We start from the raw sequence: 19,401 nt of genomic DNA, 5'->3' as shown, positions 1-19,401 counted from the left end.
CAGGGCTGGTCGATGCTTGTAACGATCAGCCGTAATTAAACGACTGGAGCACGCCAGTCATCGGAACCCGAAGTACCGGATACTTCGTGGGTCCAGGTGATTTTACGGTAGGTGAACTGCACTTCTTCCAGGTGGGTGAAGTGCGAGTTGCCTGGATCCTGGCAGTTGTGCATTTTGTTGTTGATGGCGACGATGATCGCGTCTTCCAGTTTGGTGGTGTAGTAGTGCTCTTGAGTACCTTGAGCCGAAGTACGGTACCACTGGATAACGATTTCGCTCATGCGCTCGCCGGAGGTCAGAGCCGCTTGCAGCAGAGGCGAAGCCTTGTCGTAGACCTTGGTGATGATCACTGGCTTGTGAACGCGCTGACCGGTTGGCTGACCGGATTGTGGGTCACGCGGGATGATCACGTCGTGGCTGAAAGCCTGAACCATGACCTGGTCTTCGTGGCCTTCCTGGTAGGTGTTGCCAACGGAGTCGGCGGTGAAGGCGCCGGCAGTGATCAGGCCTTGTTTTTCGCCGGTAACCGACATGTACGCTGGTGTTGCCATGGGGTGCTCTCCTTGCGGATAAATTTAGGGTGCCCGGGGCGGAATCGCCCGGTGGGTGCCTGACTGTTATCAAGGAGCGTGCCAGGTTTGTCGAAGGTCCCGGCAGCCGGGGGTGAAGCTGCTCTAGCCTGCGTTATGACCGATGTTTTTTGCTGAATCGAGGTAGAAAGTGCGCAACTTCTTGCGCAGTACTGCGCAAGAAGTTGCGCACTTGGCTGTAAGCCAGGCCAGTCAAGGCCTGCAGCGAGATGATCAGGTTTTTTTGCCGAACAAGTGCGCAAGAAGTTGCGCAGTAAGGCCAAGGGCCAGCGTCGAGCGTTGCGTCTTGTTGTCACGGTTGCGCTAGAGGCAACATTTGATTCTGTGGCGAGGGAGCAAGCTCCCTCGCCACAGTCAGAGCGGTTTCAGGCCCAAAGCCTGGGCACACTCCTCAATCGAACGCCGCTGCGTCTGGGCATACAACTCCAGCTCATCAATGGTCGCACGCCCCAGCGCTTGCTCGAATGCCTGGCGGTTGGAATGTTCGCCATAGTGCGTCTGCGCAGCATCCCCAAGGTTCGACTGAAAAATCCCCGCCGCACTCACCGGCAGGAAATCTTCGTACACCAACGGTTCAGCTTTCACATGGCCCTCACGGAGCAAATCCTCCAGCGATGCCGACGTGAGGCTACCCGCTGTCAGGCCTTTTTCGGTAGGGAAATAGCGAAAATACGCCAGCTCCTGTTCGCGCATGCCTTCGATGCTGTCAGGAAATTCGCCAAAGTGCTGAGTCATCAGCTCGTTATAGCGTGCGGCGTTGCCTTCGTTGGGGAAGTCACCGAGTTCATCGCGGGCGGCATTCAGCAATCGGTCATACAGCGCTCGCCCCTTGGGCGTCAGCGCCGCGCCGCGTTGTTCGATCTCGCCGAAGCGCGCGCTGTGGCTGCCACGGGTGTTGTGCTGGTCGGTGAAAGTGATCGGCTCATCCAGCGCTTTGAAACTGGTCTGGCGCAGCAGGATGGGGCAGTGCCGACGCGGTGGCCCTTCGATTACCGCTTTCGGGGTGATGCCATGCACCGGCATTTGCGCCTGAACCTTGTCGATGTCCAGCGTGCGCGGGGTCAGGTGGTTGATGTGCGGGCCTTTGAACGCCACCACATCGGCGATCAGGCGGTGCTGGGCGCTGAGCGTCTGGTACTGCGCGGCGGTGACGGTTGCGCTGTGGTGCCAGCGAAAGGTCTCCAGGGCCTGCAGGACAAATTCCTCCGCTTCAGGCTCATTCAGCCCACCCGCTGACTCAGCCTGCTCGATCAGGTGCAAGACAGTAGGGGTAAAGATCGAACGCTGATTCAGTACCGATTCAGCAAACGTGCGCAGCTCGGGATCTTCGATCAGTTCCAGACGCAGCAACGAAGTGAACACCCGAAACGGACTGACCTGCAGCGCCGCTTCATGCACCGCGCGAAACGCCGTGGAGTGCACCGGCACACCCGCCGGGGTCAGGTCGTAGTAACCCACCGGTTGCATGCCCATCACCGCGAACAAACGGGCGAGGGTCGCCAGCTCTTTGCCGGTACCGACGCGAATCGCGCCGTGGCGCTCCATGTCCAGGCGCTCGATTTCACCGGTGCTGTCGAGCTGCCGTGCGATGTCCGGCTGAGCCGCCAGCACTTCGCGATTGGTCTGTTCCACCAGTTCCATCAGCGCGCCGTACAGCGGCACTTCTTCGCGGTACATGTCGGACATCGCTTTGGAGAAGCGTTGGCGGATCAAGTCGGGGCTGACGAAAGGCTGCAAGGTCATGAAAAAAATTCCTGCCACGGTCACGGTTTGGATGGAGGAAAAGATCGCAGCCTTCGCCGGCGGCGGCAAACGAAGAATCCTACGAACTTCATTCTGCCAACGACTGATCCACCAGTTCGATCCAGTGCATAACCTGCGTGCGCCCGGCGCCGGCCAGATGATTCTGACAACCGATGTTGGAGGTGACGATCAAGTCCGGGCGATCGCTTTCCAAGGCGTTGAGGCGGTTGTCGCGCAGTTGCCGGGCAAGGGTCGGTTGCGTCAACGAATAGGTGCCGGCCGAACCACAGCACAAATGCCCGTCCGGCACCGCCGTGAGGTTGAAGCCCAGCCGGGTCAACAGTGTCTCTACCGCGCCGCCGAGTTTCAGCGCGTGTTGCAAGGTGCAGGGGCAATGCACGGCGATCCGGCGTTGGCTGGCGGCGCACAGTTTCTCCAGGGGCTCCCGGGCCAGGATCTGTACCAGATCCAGCGTCCGTTCGCTGATCTGCCGCGCCTTGTCGGCGTAGCGCGGATCCTGTGCCAACAAATGCCCGTAATCCTTAATGAAAGCGCCGCAACCGCTGGCCGTCTGCACGATGGCTTCCGCGCCGTTTTCCAGGTGCGGCCACCACGCGTCGATGTTCTGCCGCGCGCGGTCGAGGCCCTTGGCCTGGGCGTCGAGGTGATAGTCCAGCGCGCCGCAGCAACCGGCCTCGGCCACCGGCGTCACGCTGATCCCCAACCGATCGAGCACCCGCGCCGTCGCATCATTGGTGTTCGGCGACAGGCCCGGTTGCACGCAACCTTCGAGCAGCAGCACCCGCCGTGCGTGGCGCGGAGCAGGGCGTGTGCCAGACGCTGGCGAGCGCTGGGGCAATTTGCTTTCGAACAGGCGCGGCAGCAAAGGCCGGAACGTCGTGCCGACCCGCAACAAGCCCTTGAACACCCCGGGATTCGGCGCCAGTGCGCGCAGACCCTCGCGTAACAAGCGCTGGGCAGCGGGGCGCGGCACCGCCTGATCGACCACCGCACGGCCGATGTCGAGCAGGTTGTGATAGTCGACACCGGAAGGGCAGGTGGTTTCGCAGTTGCGGCAGGACAGGCAGCGATCCAGATGCAGTTGTGTCTGCTTGGTAGCGGGAGCGCCTTCAAGCACTTGCTTGATCAGATAGATGCGTCCGCGCGGCCCGTCGAGTTCATCGCCGAGCAACTGATAAGTCGGGCAGGTGGCGTTGCAAAAACCGCAATGCACGCAGGTACGGAGGATTTTTTCCGCCTCGGCGGCACGCGGCAGCTGTCGGGCTTGTTCGCTGAGGGTGGTTTGCATGGCTAGAACTCCGCGTACATCCGGCCGGGGTTGAACAGCCCTTGCGGGTCGAGTTGCGCCTTGAGTTGCCGGTGATAACGCATGAGCGCCGGGGCTAGCGGCTGGAACGGTGTGTCGCTGGCGCCATGGGTAAAGCAGGTGGCGTGGCCGCCGAGTTCCTGGGCGAGGATCTGAATGTGCTCGTGATCGGACTTCAGCCAGCGTTGCGCACCGGCCCAGTCGATCAGCTGTTGGCCCGGCAAGTCCTGCGGCCCGAGATTGTTCGGCAGCGACAGGCGCCACAGCGGCAGGCCTTCGTCGAAAAAGCTCAGGCGTTGCTCGTTCAGGTCGCGCCAGAACGTTGAACTCAGGGGCTCGCCGCCGAGCCGTTGATGCGCGGCGGTAACCGAGCCTTCGCCGCCCTCAAGGCGCAGATACAGGCTTTGCCCGTCATGGCAGGCGCCGCTGATCGGCAACGGTTGCTGGCTCCACTCGGCCAGTCTGGTCAGCGCCCGCGCGCAATCGATATCGAGGCGGATACTCAGGCACTGGCGCGGTTTCGGCAGGACTTTCAGCGAAACTTCGGTCAGCACGCCGAGGCAGCCGAAACTGCCGGTCAACAGGCGCGAGAGGTCGTAGCCGGCGACGTTTTTCATCACCTCGCCACCGAAGCGCAGGTGCTCGCCGAGGCCGGTGATAACCCGGGTGCCGAGGACAAAATCGCGTACCGAACCTGACCATGGCCGCCGTGGCCCGGACAGTCCGCTGGCAATCATCCCGCCCACCGTGGCGCTGTCGCCGAAGGCCGGCGGCTCACAGGGCAGCATCTGCCCGGCCGCGTCGAGCGCCGCGAGCAACTCGCGCAACGGCGTGCCGGCGCGCACGCTGACCACCAGTTCCGTCGGTTCATAGCGCACGATGCCGCGATGCGCGCGGACGTCGAGCACTTCACCGGCCACTTCGCGGCCGAGGAACGCCTTGCTGTTGCCGCCCTGAATTCTCAGCGGTGTGGCGTTGGCCCGGGCCTGGTTGACCTGATCGAGCAGCGCGTCGCTGGCGTCGAAATCAGCCATCAGAAACGCTCCAGTTCGGGAAATGGCAGTTGCCCGGCATGAATGTGCATCGCACCGAACTCGGCGCAGCGATGCAGGGTGGGGATATTCTTGCCGGGGTTGAGCAAGCCTTGCGGGTCGAACGCGGCTTTTATCGCGTGGAACAGGGTCAGCTCAGCGCTGTTGAACTGCGCGCACATCTGATTGATTTTCTCGCGGCCGACCCCGTGTTCACCGGTGATGCTGCCGCCAACCTGCACGCACAGTTCGAGAATCTTCCCGCCTAACGCTTCGGCGCGATGCAGTTCGCCGGGCTGGTTGGCGTCGAACAGAATCAGCGGGTGCATGTTGCCGTCGCCGGCATGAAACACGTTGGCCACGCGCAAGCCGTATTCGGCGCCGAGGCGGGCGATGCCGTGCAACACGCCGGGCAATTCGCGGCGCGGGATGGTGCCGTCCATGCAGTAGTAATCCGGCGACAAGCGGCCAATCGCCGGAAAGGCGTTTTTGCGCCCGGCCCAGAAGCGCACGCGCTCGGCTTCATCGCGGGCCTGCCGCACTTCGCTGGCGCCGGCCTCGAGCATGACCTCGCGCACCCGCAGGCAATCGTCGTGGACATCGGCTTCGACGCCATCGAGTTCGCACAACAGAATCGCCTCGGCATCAACCGGGTAACCGGCGTGAATGAAGTCTTCAGCGGCGCGGATCGCCAGGTTGTCCATCATTTCCAGGCCCCCGGGAATGATCCCTGCGGCGATGATGTCGGCCACGGCGCGGCCAGCCTTTTCCACCGAGTCGAAACTGGCCAGCAAGACCTTGGCGAGCTGCGGTTTGGGCAGCAATTTGACCGTGATTTCGGTGATGATCCCGAGCAATCCTTCGGAGCCGGTAAACAGCGCCAGCAAATCGAAACCCGGCGAGTCGAGGGCCTCGCTGCCCAGCGTCAGACGTTCGCCCTCGATGGTCAGCACTTCGATTTTCAGCAGGTTGTGCACGGTCAGGCCGTACTTGAGGCAATGCACGCCACCGGCGTTTTCCGCGACGTTACCGCCGATCGAGCAGGCGATCTGCGACGACGGATCCGGCGCGTAATACAGGCCGAACGGCGCGGCCGCCTGGGAAATCGCCAGATTGCGCACCCCAGGTTGCACCCGCGCGGTACGGGCCGCCGGGTCGATGTGCAGGATGTTGTTGAAGCGCGCCATCACCAGCAACAGACCTTTTTCCAGCGGCAGCGCACCCCCCGACAATCCGGTGCCGGCACCCCGGGCCACCACCGGCACGTTGTGTTGATGGCAGAGCTTGAGCAGGGTCTGCACCTGATCGAGTCGCCGGGGCAGGGCGACCAGCATCGGCGTGGTGCGATAGGCCGAGAGGCCGTCGCATTCGTAAGGCTTGAGTTCGTCTTCACGCCAGAGCAGGTCGAGATCCGGGAGGGCGCGCTGCAGGGTTTTCAGCAACTCGGCTTTGTTTACTTCCGGTAGCGGTCCATCGAGGCGTTCGTCGTAGAGAATGTTCATTTCGACCCCATCGGCGGACGTGATTAGCTGTGGTGAGGGGATTTATCCCCGATGGCTGCGCAGCAGCCCCAACCCAGAGAATGCGGTGTGTCTGATTCAGCTTAGTGCTGGAACTGGGGCTGCTGCGCAACCCATCGGGGATAAATCCCCTCACCACAATAAATCCCCTCACTACAAAAATAGTTGTGGGACTCATCGCTGATTGCCCAGAAACTCCCGATACAACCGCGCGGTATTCCCCGGTTGTTCGACCATCGGCATGTGCCCGACGCCATCCCACACTTCGACCCGCAGATTGGCCATACCCTTGCTCCAGACCGGCACGCTGCTGACGTCGATCAAGCGGTCCTTGCGCCCCCACAACAGCAGCGCCGGGCATTTGATATCGGCCAGTTTCGGCTCCATCGGCGGGCTGGCGCGAAAGTCGCGGAAGATCTCTTCCAGTTCATCACGCTGGCGTTGGTATCGCTGGGCGATGGCGTCCAGTACCAGCCCGGGCACCCACGGTGGCGAGGCCATGGTCATCGCGTAAAACTGGCGGAACTCTTCCCGGGAATTGATCAGGAACGGGTTATGCCCACGGGCGAGGTGGCGCTCCATGTCGCTGGCCTGCGGTGCAGTGACACCGGCCGGGTCGATCAGCGCCACCGAGGCGATCCGCTCCGGGTAAGTTGCTGCCAGCCATGCCGCGATGTAGCCACCCATCGAGTTGCCGATCACGTGGACTTTCTCCACGCCGCACACGTCCAGCAGCTGGATCATGCGCTTGGCCTGCAGCGCAATGTCGTAGCCGCCACCGGCCTTGAACCCGGTTTCCCCATGACCGGCGATGTCCGGAATGATCACCCGGTACTGGCGGACAAAATGCCTGGCGAAGCGCAGCCACAGATTCTTCTCGGCGCTGTAGCCGTGCAGCATCAGGATCGCGCTGGCTGCTTCATAGGGACCACCCTGCCAGGTCGAGACGGTCATTTCGGCAATCGGCACCTCGATTTTGTGCAACTTGTACAACTTGGCCTCGAGCGCCGTGCTGAGGTCGTACAACCAATGCCCGACCGCCGGGTAACTCAACCAGCTCCAGGCCACGAAAACCGCGAGAGCGACAAACAGCACAAGCATCGACGTCTTCCTTTTACGTGTTCAGGACAGAATGTGGTCAGCCGGTTTCAGCGTCCGGGTCAACCGGTAGTAGCTGAAACTGAAGCCCGGAAATATCGCGATCACATGACCGCTCTTGCTCTGATACCAACTGTGACAGCCGCCGGACTTCCACACCGTGCGTTCCATCTCACGGTGGATCATTGCAGTGTAGGTACGTTCCGCTGCGGGGCGCACTTCGATGCTGCGCAGGCCTTTTGACTGCAGCGTGTGGATGCAGTCGAGGATGTAGTTCATCTGCGCTTCGATGATGAACAGCGCCGAGGTATGCCCGATGCCGGTGTTGGGCCCGGTGACGATAAACAGGTTGGGAAAGTCCGGCAGGCTGGTGCCCAGGTAGGCGCGCGGGTACTGCGCCCAGACGTCCTTGAGTTGCACGCCGTGCTTGCCGGTGACCGGGTAAGAGACCACGCCGTCGGTGGCGTCGTAGCCGGTCGACCAGATAATCAGATCGACATCGATGTGCTGGCCGTCCGTGGTGGTGATCCCGGTTTCATCGAGCGCGGCGATGCCTTGTTCGCGGCTGTGCAACGTGACATTGGGCCGGGTCAGCGCCGGGTAATAGGTGCTGGACAGCAGAATGCGCTTGCAGCCGATGGTGAAGTCCGGGGTGAGTTTTGCGCGCAATACCGGGTCCGGCACCTGTTGCTTGAGAAAACGCAGCGCCTGACGCTGGACCAGGTGAATCGCCGGTTTCGAATATTTGAAGGCGATGACCCGGGTTTCGAATTGCCAGTAGAGCAACCAGCGCAGCAGCTTGTAGGCCGGTTTCACCCCCAGCAACCAGCGCTGGAAAGGCCCGAACCTGCGATCGGCGCGCGGCAGCACCCAATGTGGCGTGCGCTGGAACACGTGCAATTGCTCGACTTCGGCGGCAATCGCCGGAATCACCTGGGCGGCACTGGCGCCGCTGCCGACGATGGCCACGCGTTTACCGCGGTAGTCGTAGCTGTGATCCCAATTGTTGGTATGAAAAGTCTTGCCTTCAAAGCGATCCTGGCCGGGGAAGGGCGGGATCACCGGTTGGCTCAACGGCCCTGAGGCGTTGATCACGAACTGCGCGTAAAAAATCCCCTTGCTGGTATGCAACGCCCAGCGCTGTTCGGCATCGTCCCATTCGATGCGTTCGACATTGGTTTGCAGCGCCACGCGCTCGCGCAGGCCGAAGCGCTCGATGACATGTTCGGTGTATTGGTGCAGTTCAGCCTGGGCGGCGAACATCTGCGTCCAGCGGTACGGCGCGAAGGACAGCGAGTACAGCGGCGACGGCACATCCACCGCCGCGCCGGGGTAGGTGTTCTGGCACCAGGTGCCGCCGAAAAAGTCCCTTCTTTCCAGCAAGCGAAAATCGTCGATTCCGGCCTTGAGCAAGTTGACCGCCGCGCATTGGCCGCCAAATCCGCTGCCGATGATCAACACTCGGTAGGTCTGCATGGGCCTCCTTCTTATAGTCGTTTTTCCGTTTTCGTCCTTTCAGGTATAGCTAAAAATTTGCCCTGTGCGCGACGGCGATGGCGCGGTATTCAGCGGCTGGCCGGTGATGGCTATTTAACGGCTGCCTGTTAGACTTCCAGCACATCCGTCTGACGGTGTTCGCAGGTTCCGTTGAGTGGTCGAGGCCCTTATGCGAAACAAGGGGGGAAAGGGACTTTCATTGGCCAGGAGGCTTTATACATCGCGAACCCTCGGGCTGGTGCTGGGGCTGTTGTGCGTGAGCGCGGCGATGTACCCGCTAGACCCGCCGCTGTGGGTCTGGGCGTTGATGCTGTTCAATGGCCTGCTCTGGCCGCACCTGGCGTTTCAATGGGCCCGTCGTGCCAGCGTTCCTTACCATGCGGAACACCGCAATCTGTTGGTTGATGCCTTTATGGGCGGCTTCTGGGTCGCCGCCATGCAGTTCAATCCGCTGCCCAGTGCCACCACCATTTCGATGATGGCGATGAATAACGTCGCCATCGGCGGATTACGTTTTCTCGCCGCAGGCCTGGCGGCGCAGATCCTCGGTATCGGCGTCGGCCTGGTGGTTTTCGCCCCGGCGTTCATCCCGCAAACTTCGCCTCTGCAGCTTTATGCCTGCCTGCCGTTGCTGATGCTGTACCCGCTGGCACTGGGTTGGATCTGCTTTCGCCAAGCCTACACGCTGGGCCTGCACAAGCGTGAGCTACTGGCCCTGAGTCGCACCGACAGCCTCACCGGACTGCTCAATCACGGCGCGTGGAAGGATCAACTGGAAATCGCCTTTCAACGTTGCCGCCGGCAGCAGCAGGGCGCAGCGATCGCGTTGATCGACATCGATCACTTCAAGGCGATCAACGACACCTACGGGCATGTGGCGGGTGACATCGTGCTGCGCCAGTTGAGCAAAATGCTCAAGCAGAACCTGCGCGCTGCGGACGTCGCCGGGCGGTATGGCGGCGACGAGTTTTGCGTGATCCTGCCTGACCTGCCGCTGTTCAATGCCGCGCAGGCCATGGAAGCCTTGCGCGAGCGTTTCGCCACCCTGGGTTACGAGCAGAACCCGGCGCTCAAGGTCAGTCTGAGCATTGGTCTGGCGGCTTACGAACCGGCACACGGCGACGCGACCCGTTGGCTCAATGATGCGGATCAGGCGCTGTACGAGGCCAAGGCGAGCGGGCGCAATCGGGTGATCTGCAACAGTGATGATCTGCCGAAGCAGGAACTGCTCGATTCGGTCTGAATGCCCAGCACAATTTCCTCCTACAGGTGTTCGGTGTTGGCCGCAGAGATGTCGCATCCGGTGTAGAGCCTTGCGCCGATGTCAGGTACGGTTCAATCCCCCCCGACGCGAAACAAGGATCGATTCATGACGTTCTCATTTTCCCGCTCGTTGCTGGCCGCCAGCCTCGGCCTGTCCCTCGTCCTCAGCTCCGCCAGCGCCTTCGCCGAACCGCACAAGCAAGTGCTGGCGGATGCCGAGCAGTATCAGCCCGAAGCCCTGAAACTGCTGGAACGGCTGGTCAACATCGACTCCGGTTCCGGTTATGAACCGGGCCTGAAACAAGTCAGCGAGATCGCCATCGATGAGCTGAAGAAGCTCGGCGCCACCATCGAACTGGTGCCCAATACCCCGGAAAAATCCAATCATGTGCTGGCCACCTTCAAAGGCACCGGCAAGGCAAAAATCCTTTTGATGGCGCACATGGACACGGTGTTCAAGGAAGGCTCCGCGGCCGAGCGTCCGTTCCACATCAAGGACGGCCGCGCCTACGGGCCCGGGGTGATGGACGACAAGGGCGGCATCGTCGCCGGGATCTACGCGCTGAAAATTCTGAAGAACCTCGACTTCAAGGACTATGCGCAAATCACCTTCCTGCTCGACGCCAGCGAGGAAACCGGCTCCGACGTCGCCACCGACCTGATCAAGAAAACCGCCAAGGCTCATGACGTGACCCTCAACCTCGAACCGGGGCGTCCGGCCGATGGTCTAGTGGTGTGGCGCAAAGGCAGCGCGACGGCGCTGGTCGAGGTCAAGGGTAAGGCGGCGCATGCCGGGGTCGCGCCGGAACTGGGGCGGAACGCGGCGATGGAAGCGGCGCACCAGATTCTGCAACTGGGCAAACTCGGCGACGAAGCGAAGAAAACCACCATCAACTTCACCGTGCTCCAGGCCGGTGATCGCACCAACGTGATCCCGGATCACGCCACCGCCAAGGCTGACGTGCGTGCGGCGGTGCCGGAAGAGTTCGACCGGATCGAGAAAGACCTGGCGCGAGTGTCGCAGGACAAGCTGATCGCTGAAACCGAAGTCACCACCAGCCTCAAACGCGGACTGCCACCGATGCCGCAGACGGCGGAGTCGGATCGCTTGATGGCCATGGCGCAAGGGATTTACGGCGAGATCGGCCGCAAGCTGACCGAGGAGGGTAGTGGTGGCGCGGCGGATGCCAGCCTGTCCGCCGGGGTGGGTACGCCGACGCTGGACGGTTTCGGGATTGTCGGCGGCAATATCCACACGCCGGAGGAGTACGCCGAAGTGGCGAGCGTGGCGCCGCGGATCTATCTGTTGTCGCGGATGATCATGGAGTTGGCCAAGCGCTGACTCCCTCGGATTGGCGGTGCTGCAACTGACGCCTTCGCGAGCAAGCTCGCTCCCACAATGGATCTGTGCCGAACACCGATGCTGTGTTCACTGAAGATCCACTGTGGGAGCGGGCTTGCTCGCGAAGGCGGCGGGTCAGGCTAAATGGGTGTTGAATGTGCCGACGTCATCGCGAGCAGGCTCACTCCTACATGGGATCTGTGTTCAACACCAATGCTGTGTTCACTGAAGATCCACTGTGGGAGCGGGCTTGCTCGCGAAGGCGGGGGGTCAGGCTAAATGGGTGTTGAATGTGCCGACGTCATCGCGAGCAGGCTCACTCCTACATGGGATCTGTGTTCAACACCAAAGCGGTGTTCACTGAAAGATCCACTGTGGGAGCGGGCTTGCTCGCGAAGGCGGCGGGTCAGGCTAGAGGGGTGTTGAATGTGCCGACGTCATCGCGAGCAGGCTCACTCCTACATGGGATCTGTGTTCAACACCCATGCTGTGTTCACTGAAAGATCCATTGTGGGAGCGGGCTTGCTCGCGAAGGGGCCAGACCTGACGGAAGCTTATTCCTTGACGCTCATGTATTCCTTCGCCCACAGAATGTAATCCTCAGGCTGGGTATAGGTGTGCGTCAGCTCGGTGGCGCTCAGGTCCGAGGCCTGGGTGAAGATCTGGCGTTGTTCGCGCAGGCTGTCGTAGGTCGCCTTGATCGCGGCGAAGTAGGCGCCGTGGCCGTCGATGGTCACGCGCACCCCGAGTTCGGCCAGGCGCTTGTCGTCGCGCAGCGCCGGGTTGCCGTAGGTCACCAGCATCAGCGGGACCGTCAGGTGTTCGGCGATTTGCTCGAGCTGATCGAAGTCCTGCACCCCGACCATGCAGATGCCGTCGGCACCAGCGGCCTGATACTGCTTGGTGCGGCTGATGATTTCCTGATTCGGCAGAATCCCGGCATTGGTGCGGGCGATGATTGCCATTTCCGAATCAACCCGGGCTTCCAGCGCCGCGCGGATCTTGCCGACGCCTTCGGCGACCGAGATCAGGTCGGTGGACTTACGGCCGAATTGCGCCGGCAGCAGGGTGTCTTCGATGGTCAGGGCGGCGACGCCGGCGCGTTCCAGTTCGACGATGGTGCGCATCACGTTGAGGGCGTTGCCGTAACCGTGGTCGGCGTCGGCGATCACTGGCAGTTGGGCGACGCGACCGATGCGGGTGGCCTGTTCGGCGAACTCGCTGAGGGTGATCAGGGCAAAGTCGGGGGCGCCCAGCACCTGCAACGAGGCCACGGAGCCGCCGAGGATCCCCACTTCAAAACCCAGGTCTGCGGCAATGCGCGCGGACATCGGGTCGAACACCGAGGCGGTGTGGTAGCAGGTGTCGGAAGCCAGCAATTGACGGAAGTTACGGCGCAAATCTTGATGGGAAAGCCTGGTCATACGAGTTCCACCAATACAAAGGAATGGAACGGCTTGAGCAAAGGTGTCAACGCCGAAGAATGAAAAGGCTATCACGCGAATGGGTCAAGGTTCATGACGAATTTGCGAGTGAGGCGTTGATGAAGGATCCAGCGGCTGAAAGGTTTCATCGGCAGTCAGCGGATTTTCACTGGCTAAACCGCAGATCAGGCCGCTACCGCCTGTTGCTGTTGCCTGGGCAGCAGCACGGCGCGCACCGAATTGCCCGGTTGCAGTTGCAGGCGCTTGGCGGTGAGGCGGTCGACCACCAGGGTATTGCCGACCAGACGACCGGGGGCCACGGTGATGCGGCAGTTCTCCAGGCGCCGGTTGTGGATCAGCCACAACGGTGCCTGATCGTCCGGCGTGCCGAGACTCAGGGTCAGCGCCAGGCTGTCGCGCACGGTACGAATGTTGCCGATCGGTGCTTCGATCACCGGGCCACCGTCGAAGATGTCGATGTAGCCCTTATGCACAAATCCTTCTTCGCGCAGGATCTTCAGCGCGGGCTCGGTATTGGGATGCGCCTGGCCGATGGCCGCCTGTGCCTGTTCGGTGAGCATGCAGGTGTACAACGGCTGGCGCGGCATCAGTTCGGCGATGAACGACTTGTTGCCCAGACCCGATAAGTGGTCAGCATGGCTGAAGTCCATCTGGAAGAAATGCCGGCCCAGACTGTCCCAGAACGGCGAGCAGCCGAGTTCATCGGCACTGCCGCGCAGTTCGGCGATCATCTTCTCGCCAAACAGTTGCGGAAACTCGGCTACGAACAGGAGCCGCCCGAGCGACAGCAGCCGGCCATTGTTGCCATGGCGTTGCTCATGCTGAAGGAACAGCGAACACAGTTCCGACTGGCCGGTCAGCTCGTTATTGAGAAACAGTGTGGGGATCTGCCGCGAAATGCCCAGATCCGGTGCCGAACTCACGGTCAGGCCGACTCGGTAGTTGTACCACGGCTCGCGCAGGCCTACCGCGCCGGTCAGGGCGCTGACGCCGACCACCCGCAGGTCGTCATCTTCAAGCACGAACAGATAATCGGCGTCGGCCCGTTCCACTTGTCCGGAAAACGCGCGCTGGGCCCAACGCACCCGGTGGGCGAGGCGATCCTCATTGGCCGGGAGGGTGGTGAACCCCGGGCCAGCCTGTTGCACCAGGGTCATCAGTGCTGGCAGGTCGCTGACTTTGACCGGACGGACGATCATGCGGTAACTCCTTGTACGCGCCGGTTCGGGCACTGTCGTTGGGTATGCAACCGGGCGCGGTTCACAGGGCGGTCAGCCTGATCGTGCTGCCATCGGTGACCTTCAGCGCCGCGCACAGGGCCGGCGTCAGCGACAGCGGTTGATCGGGCTGGTAATCCAGTTCGGCGACGATGGCCCGGAAACCGTGCAGCGCGTCGTTGCTCAACAGATAACGGCCACGCGTGTCGATCGGCGCTTGCTGGCGCACGGTGGCGGTCTGGCTGTGGGCGATCGAACGGATGTTTGCGGTGCGCGCATACAGGGTCGGACCGGCGTCGAACAGGTCGATGTAGCTGTTGGTTTCAAAGCCTTCGCGTTCGAGGATGTCGAAGGCTTCCTGGCCGTCCGGGTGAATCCGGCCGATGCATTCCTGTGCTGCCGGGGGCAGCATCGGTACGTAAATCGGGTATTGCGGCATCAGTTCGGCGAGAAACGTGCGGCTTTGCAGGCCGCACAGGCGCTCGGCCTCGACGTAGGGCAGGTCGAAGAAGTGTTTGCCCAGTGCGTCCCAGAACGGCGAATGACCGTTCTCATCGCTATAGCCGACGATCTCGGTGATCACCGCATCGGCAAAGCGTTGTGCGTGAGCGGCGATGAACAGCAGCCGTGCCCGCGACAGCAATTCGGAAAAGGCGCTGCGCACCAGTGCGTTGTCGATGTGAAACCCGCGCAATAGCGTGTGTCCGCTGAGGTCGTGACACAGTGACAACGCCGGCACCCCGTGCTCGATGTTCAGTTCCCGCGAAGCACTGGTGAAGTGGCGATTGCGCAAGCTGTAGAACGGTTCGTTGAAACCGGCCGTGGCGAGGATCTCCGAGCAACCGACCAGCCGTTGAGTGTCGAGGTCTTCCAGCACGAAGAAGTAGTTCTCCGGGCCTTGCGCCTGAATGTCGTTGTCGAACGAGGCACAGGAGCCGGCGATTTTTTCGCGCAGGCGTTCGCTGTCGTCAGGCAGCGACGTGACGCCGACCAGGCTGTCGCGGGCCAGCTGCTGCAATTGCGTCAGGTCGGTTGTCTCGACTGGGCGTAAGACCAGCATGGATGCACTCCTGTATCAAAGGGTCCGGTGATCCCCACCGAACCTGACTATCACTGTCGGTTGCCACGCTTTAAAGCGGCGGTCGCCTGATTTGATGTCAGACGCCGCTCTTTTTCTTGTCAGCCATTGCTCGGGTCAGGCAGCGCTGTGCTGGCGCCGAGCTTGTTCAGGAAGAACAGGTACACCAGACCCAGCGCAATCCAGATCAGCCCGAGTTTCTGCGCATCGACGCCCATGTTGTACATGATGGCGGCGACGATGATGAAGCCGATCACCGGGCAGATCAGATGGCGTACGACCTGACCGGACTTCTGCCGACGCCAGTAGTAGTTGATCACTGTCAGGTGCAGCAGCATGAAACCGCTGAGTGCACCGAAGTTGACCAGCGAAGTCAGGGTGTCGACCGAATTGATGAACAGGTAGCAGATCACCAGCGACAGCACCGCCACCAGATAAATGCTCAGGTACGGGGTGTTGTGCTTCGGGTGCACCTTGGCCAGCACTTTCGGCAACTTGCCATCGCGGGCCATGCCGAACAGCAGGCGCGACACTGCCGCTTGCGAGGTGATCGCCACCGCGACGCCCCAGGCCAGCGCCGTGGCGACACCGGTCAGGGTGGCCAGCCAGCTGCCAGCGGCGATTTCGGCGATTTCATAGAATGCGGTGTCGGCGGACTTGAAACCCATGCCAGCAGCCAGATCGGTGGCGATCCAGGTCTGTACGACGAAAATCACGCCCATCACCACCAGAGTGATCAGCGCTGCGCGGCCGACGCTGCGGCCCGGATCGCCCTTGATTTCTTCGGCGAGGGTCGAGATCGCATCGAAGCCGAGGAATGACAGCACGGCAATCGACACCGCTTGCATCAGCAGGGCGAAATTGAACGTTTCCGGGTGATACAGCGGCGCCAGGGTCAGCTCGCCGTTGCCGCCGCCGTTGTGCAGGGCGTTCCAGGCGTAGAACAGGAAGATTCCCAGTACCACCAGCTGCGCCAGCAGGAAGATGATGTTCATCCGTGCGGTGAAGGTGATGCCGCGCAGGTTGACGAACGTCGCGCTGACCAGAAACGCCAGAATGAAGCCGACCTTCGGAATGTCCGGGTACAGATGGTTCAGGGCCATCGCCGCGTAGACGTACAGCAGCGGTGGAATCAGCAGATAGTCGAGCAGCATCAGCCAGCCGGCGATGAAACCGACGTGTTGATTGAGGCCGCGTTGCGCGTAGGAATACACCGAACCGGCGACCGGAAACGCCTTGGCCATGCTGCCGTAGCTCAGCGCGGTAAACAGCATCGCGACCATGCCGATGATGTAGGCCAGCGGCACCATCCCGGGCGCCTCGGCATTCACGTAGCCATACACGCCGAAGGGGGCGATGGGGATCATGAAGATCATCCCGTACACCACCAGGTCGGTCAGTGTCAGGCTACGTTTCAACTCCTGTTTGTAGCCGAACTCTTCTATTTCCATGAAGCGCAACTCCTTGTCAGCCTATCCAGCGTTTTTAGTTGTTATATCGGTCCATCGTTTACAGCGTCAGCAGTCTCTAGCGGATTGGTTACAGCAGTGGCGCCAGGCGCTCGGCCCACAGCGATACCGCCTCTGGGGTGCGCAGCAGATCGTTGCGCACCTCGATCAACACCGATTCCAGCCCCCGGGCATCGCCATGCACCGGCACGGTCATGTCGCCCAGCGGATCAACCCGGTACGGCTGGTTGCCCGCGACGTTCAGCGGGTGCTGGCCGAGGCCATCAATCACCCGTTGCGCATAGGCGCCGGCCTGACCGAACAGCACGCCGACTTCCAGCGGGCGCGGCTGGCCGTAATACACCGGGGTAAAACTGTGAATCCCCACTACCCGCACCGCCTGGCCTTGTGCAACGCGCTGGTCGATCAGGGTCTGCAGCCGGGCGTGAAACGGTTTGAACAGCGTTTGGCGCCGGTATTCGCGCGTGGCTTCGTCCAGCTCGCGGTTACCCGGCACCTGATAAATCTCGCTCTGCGCCGGAATGCTGTCGGGCGCATGCCGGGGCCGATTGAGGTCGATCAGCAGCCGTGAATAGTTGGCGCTCAACAGCGTTGCCCCGAGTGTCTCCGAGAGCTTTTCGGCCAGTTGCAATGCGCCGATGTCCCAGGCGATGTGCTCGCGCGCGGCTGCATCGTCCAGGCCCAGATTGTTCAGGGCCTCGGGGATGTAGCGGCTGGCGTGCTCGCACACCAGGATCAACGGATGTGATGAATCTTCGCGGCTCAGGTTGTAGACCGGGCGGGTGTACAACCCCAGCTCGGCGGATTCAGTACAGGCGTGCATAGTGCTCACACAGGTCAGCGGGCGAGAGCTGTTCCGTCAGCGCCAGTTCCTCGGTTTTAAGGGCGTGGTACGTGTCGAGCAACGGCTTGGGCAGCCATTGATTGAAGGCTGCACTGTCACGCAGGCAATCCAGCGCCTGGGCCAGCGAGGCGGGCAGGGCGACGATGCCCCGGGCCTTGCGTTGCTCGTCGTTGAGTGAATCGGGAATTTCATCGGTGATCGCGTTCAGCGCCAGACGCTGTTCGATGCCCAGCCGTCCGGCAATCAGCAGTGCGGCCATCGCCAGATGCGGCGAGGCGGTGGCGTCCATCGCGCGGAATTCCAGGTTGTACTGCGCCGCCACGGATTTGCCGCCCAGGCTCACGGTCGGACAAATGCGCAGCGCCGCTTCACGGTTCTGCTGCCCCAGACACGCATAGGACGCGCTCCAGTGGTGCGGCTGCAAACGCTCGTACGACACCGGCGTCGGCGCGGTAAACGCACACAGCGCCGGCAAGTAATGCAGGATCCCCGCAGCCCAATGCTGGCCGAGGGTCGACAGACCGTTGCTGGTGCCGGCGTCGTAGAGCAGCGGCAGACCTTGCAGGTCGAGCAGGCTGACGTGCAGGTGCACGCCGTTGCACACCGCGTCAGCCTTGGTTTTCGGCGCGAAACTGACGTCGACGCCCATTTGTCGGGCGATTTCGCGGGTGATCTCGCGCACGTTCACCGCACGATCCGCCGCCGCCACGCCGAGGGTCGGCCGGCAGGTGATTTCGTATTGGTGCTTGCCGTATTCGGGCAGGAACATTTCCGGCTCGACACCGCCGGCGCGCAGCGCGCTGAGCAGCCAGCCGCCGAACTCGGCCCCCTGACGCTGGGCTTCGAGGGAAAACGCTAGATGCTCGGCGAAGCCGGCATGCAGGTTGAATTCGTGTTCGAACGCTGCGTTGACCTGCAAACCGAGGTCGTCGCGATAGCGCTCGATTTCATCGCGCAACAACGTGCGCGGGCAAGCGCTCCACGGCCGGCCATCGGTCTCGCGGATGTCGCCGTGGATAAAGTCCAGCGCCGGCGCTGCGGCGTCCGGGCCATTACCGACCGTCACGCGACTGGCCAGATCGGGAATCAGCCGCAAATCACCATAGGCGCCCCATGGGTTGGTCGAGGCGATGATGTCCTGAGGCGTCAGTGCGCTGTTGGCTGGCACCCAGCCGCACCCGGCCGCTTGATAATGTTCCAACTGATCGGTGGGAAACGAGCGGCCACGGGTGATGCCGATCAGGTCGGTGGTGACGATGGTGGTCATCGGCAACGGCGTCAGGCGCTCGCTCATGGACGCATCTCCTGCAAGCGGCCGAGCACGGTTTGTGTGTCAGTGATCCAGCAGTAACCCTTGATCGCGTTCAGGCAGGCGTCATGCCGCGCCGGGGTGTAGGTGGCGCAGGCGTCTTCGACCAGCGTCACCAGATAGCCACGGTCGGCGGCATCGCGCACGGCCATGTCGACGCACTGGTCGGTGACGATGCCGGCAATGATCAGGTGGCGGGTTTCGAGGTTACGCAGGACGTAATCGATGTTGGTCGAGTTGAACACCCCGGACGAGGTTTTCGGCAACACGATTTCGTTTTCCACCGGGGTCAGGTCGTCGATGATCCGCGCCTGGGTGCTGCCCTTGGGCAAGTGCATGTCGGACAGTTTGTGATCCAGCGAGCGGTCGCGACCGTCGGCGGTCAAGCTTTCGATAATCGTGTGTAGCACATTCTGCCGCGCTTCGCGAAAGGCACTGAGCAAGCGGCGCTGGTTGGGCACCACCTGCATGTGCGCGCGGGTCAGGAAATACTCGGCGTCCGGGCCGTTCAGATGCGGGTCGAACTGCGGTTCGAGCCAGGCACGCTGCATGTCCACCAGCAACAGAGCGGTGTGACCGGTGACGAACGGCAAATCCCGCGGCGAGCGGTGGGGAAGACTGAACATCC

16 protein-coding genes are annotated in these 19,401 nt (G+C 62.0%); 2 read left to right on the top strand and 14 right to left on the bottom strand.

The features are described from left to right. Positions 1–35: 35 nt before the first annotated feature. The 7 genes from LVD08_RS18240 to LVD08_RS18210 all read right to left on the bottom strand — a co-directional run bounded on the left by LVD08_RS18240 (position 36) and on the right by LVD08_RS18210 (position 8,785). Positions 36–551 carry an Hcp family type VI secretion system effector gene (locus tag LVD08_RS18240; RefSeq protein ID WP_003226246.1) on the bottom strand — a complete coding sequence of 172 codons (516 nt, stop codon included), beginning with the start codon at positions 549–551 and terminating at the stop codon, positions 36–38. A gap of 393 nt (positions 552–944) precedes the next feature. After that, entirely contained in the window at positions 945–2,333 is a 1,389-nt protein-coding gene (gene hglS, locus LVD08_RS18235; protein ID WP_247268853.1) for a 2-oxoadipate dioxygenase/decarboxylase HglS, read from the bottom strand. Positions 2,334–2,421: 88 nt separating this feature from the next. Continuing rightward, a complete protein-coding gene (gene glcF / locus LVD08_RS18230) occupies positions 2,422–3,642 on the bottom strand; it encodes a glycolate oxidase subunit GlcF (protein WP_247268852.1) in 1,221 nt (406 codons plus the stop codon). A gap of 2 nt (positions 3,643–3,644) precedes the next feature. Beyond that, complete coding sequence (glcE, locus tag LVD08_RS18225) at positions 3,645–4,694, bottom strand: glycolate oxidase subunit GlcE (protein ID WP_247268851.1); 1,050 nt, start codon at positions 4,692–4,694, stop codon at positions 3,645–3,647. Further along, positions 4,694–6,193: a glycolate oxidase subunit GlcD gene (glcD, locus tag LVD08_RS18220; protein ID WP_247268850.1), complete on the bottom strand. Its 1,500-nt coding sequence runs from the start codon at positions 6,191–6,193 to the stop codon at positions 4,694–4,696. The genes glcE and glcD overlap by 1 nt, the downstream gene beginning before the upstream one ends. Before the next feature lie 192 nt (positions 6,194–6,385). After that, positions 6,386–7,312 carry an alpha/beta fold hydrolase gene (locus LVD08_RS18215; RefSeq protein WP_247268849.1) on the bottom strand — a complete coding sequence of 309 codons (927 nt, stop codon included), beginning with the start codon at positions 7,310–7,312 and terminating at the stop codon, positions 6,386–6,388. A gap of 21 nt (positions 7,313–7,333) precedes the next feature. Next, the gene (locus LVD08_RS18210; RefSeq protein ID WP_247268848.1) at positions 7,334–8,785 is read right to left on the bottom strand and encodes a flavin-containing monooxygenase; all 1,452 of its coding nucleotides are present in this window, start codon (positions 8,783–8,785) and stop codon (positions 7,334–7,336) included. Between the two features lie 190 nt (positions 8,786–8,975). On the opposite strand from LVD08_RS18210, the gene LVD08_RS18205 reads away from it, so the two are divergent. After that, complete coding sequence (locus tag LVD08_RS18205; protein ID WP_096796510.1) at positions 8,976–10,049, top strand: diguanylate cyclase; 1,074 nt, start codon at positions 8,976–8,978, stop codon at positions 10,047–10,049. Positions 10,050–10,175: 126 nt separating this feature from the next. Beyond that, positions 10,176–11,411, top strand: coding sequence for a M20/M25/M40 family metallo-hydrolase (locus LVD08_RS18200; RefSeq protein WP_027611634.1), 1,236 nt, complete (start codon positions 10,176–10,178; stop codon positions 11,409–11,411). A gap of 554 nt (positions 11,412–11,965) precedes the next feature. Here the strand turns inward: LVD08_RS18200 and LVD08_RS18195 are convergent. From LVD08_RS18195 to LVD08_RS18165, 7 genes are all read right to left on the bottom strand, one after another. Then, a complete protein-coding gene (locus LVD08_RS18195) occupies positions 11,966–12,835 on the bottom strand; it encodes an isocitrate lyase/PEP mutase family protein (protein WP_007968750.1) in 870 nt (289 codons plus the stop codon). Positions 12,836–13,020: 185 nt separating this feature from the next. Then, positions 13,021–14,055, bottom strand: coding sequence for an arginine N-succinyltransferase (astA, locus tag LVD08_RS18190; protein ID WP_027611635.1), 1,035 nt, complete (start codon positions 14,053–14,055; stop codon positions 13,021–13,023). Positions 14,056–14,116: 61 nt separating this feature from the next. Next, a complete protein-coding gene (locus LVD08_RS18185; protein WP_247268847.1) occupies positions 14,117–15,133 on the bottom strand; it encodes an arginine N-succinyltransferase in 1,017 nt (338 codons plus the stop codon). Positions 15,134–15,252: 119 nt separating this feature from the next. Next, positions 15,253–16,602, bottom strand: a complete 1,350-nt coding sequence (locus tag LVD08_RS18180) for an APC family permease (protein WP_027611637.1) — start codon at positions 16,600–16,602, stop codon at positions 15,253–15,255. Positions 16,603–16,690: 88 nt separating this feature from the next. Continuing rightward, positions 16,691–17,443 carry an N-formylglutamate amidohydrolase gene (locus LVD08_RS18175; RefSeq protein ID WP_223008372.1) on the bottom strand — a complete coding sequence of 251 codons (753 nt, stop codon included), beginning with the start codon at positions 17,441–17,443 and terminating at the stop codon, positions 16,691–16,693. Beyond that, positions 17,427–18,758 (bottom strand): glutamine synthetase, encoded by a 1,332-nt coding sequence (locus LVD08_RS18170; protein WP_123588369.1) that lies wholly within the window; start codon positions 18,756–18,758, stop codon positions 17,427–17,429. Before LVD08_RS18170 ends, LVD08_RS18175 begins: the two co-directional genes overlap by 17 nt. After that, on the bottom strand, positions 18,755–19,399 hold the full coding sequence (locus LVD08_RS18165; RefSeq protein ID WP_027611640.1) for an isochorismatase family cysteine hydrolase: 645 nt from the start codon (positions 19,397–19,399) through the stop codon (positions 18,755–18,757). Before LVD08_RS18165 ends, LVD08_RS18170 begins: the two co-directional genes overlap by 4 nt. Between the last annotated feature and the right edge of the window lie 2 nt (positions 19,400–19,401).

This window comes from Pseudomonas sp. YL2 (assembly GCF_023063025.1).
GTDB lineage: Bacteria > Pseudomonadota > Gammaproteobacteria > Pseudomonadales > Pseudomonadaceae > Aquipseudomonas > Aquipseudomonas putida_A.
Note: the sequence above shows the minus strand (reverse complement) of the source record. Positions and strands in the feature narration are given on the sequence as shown.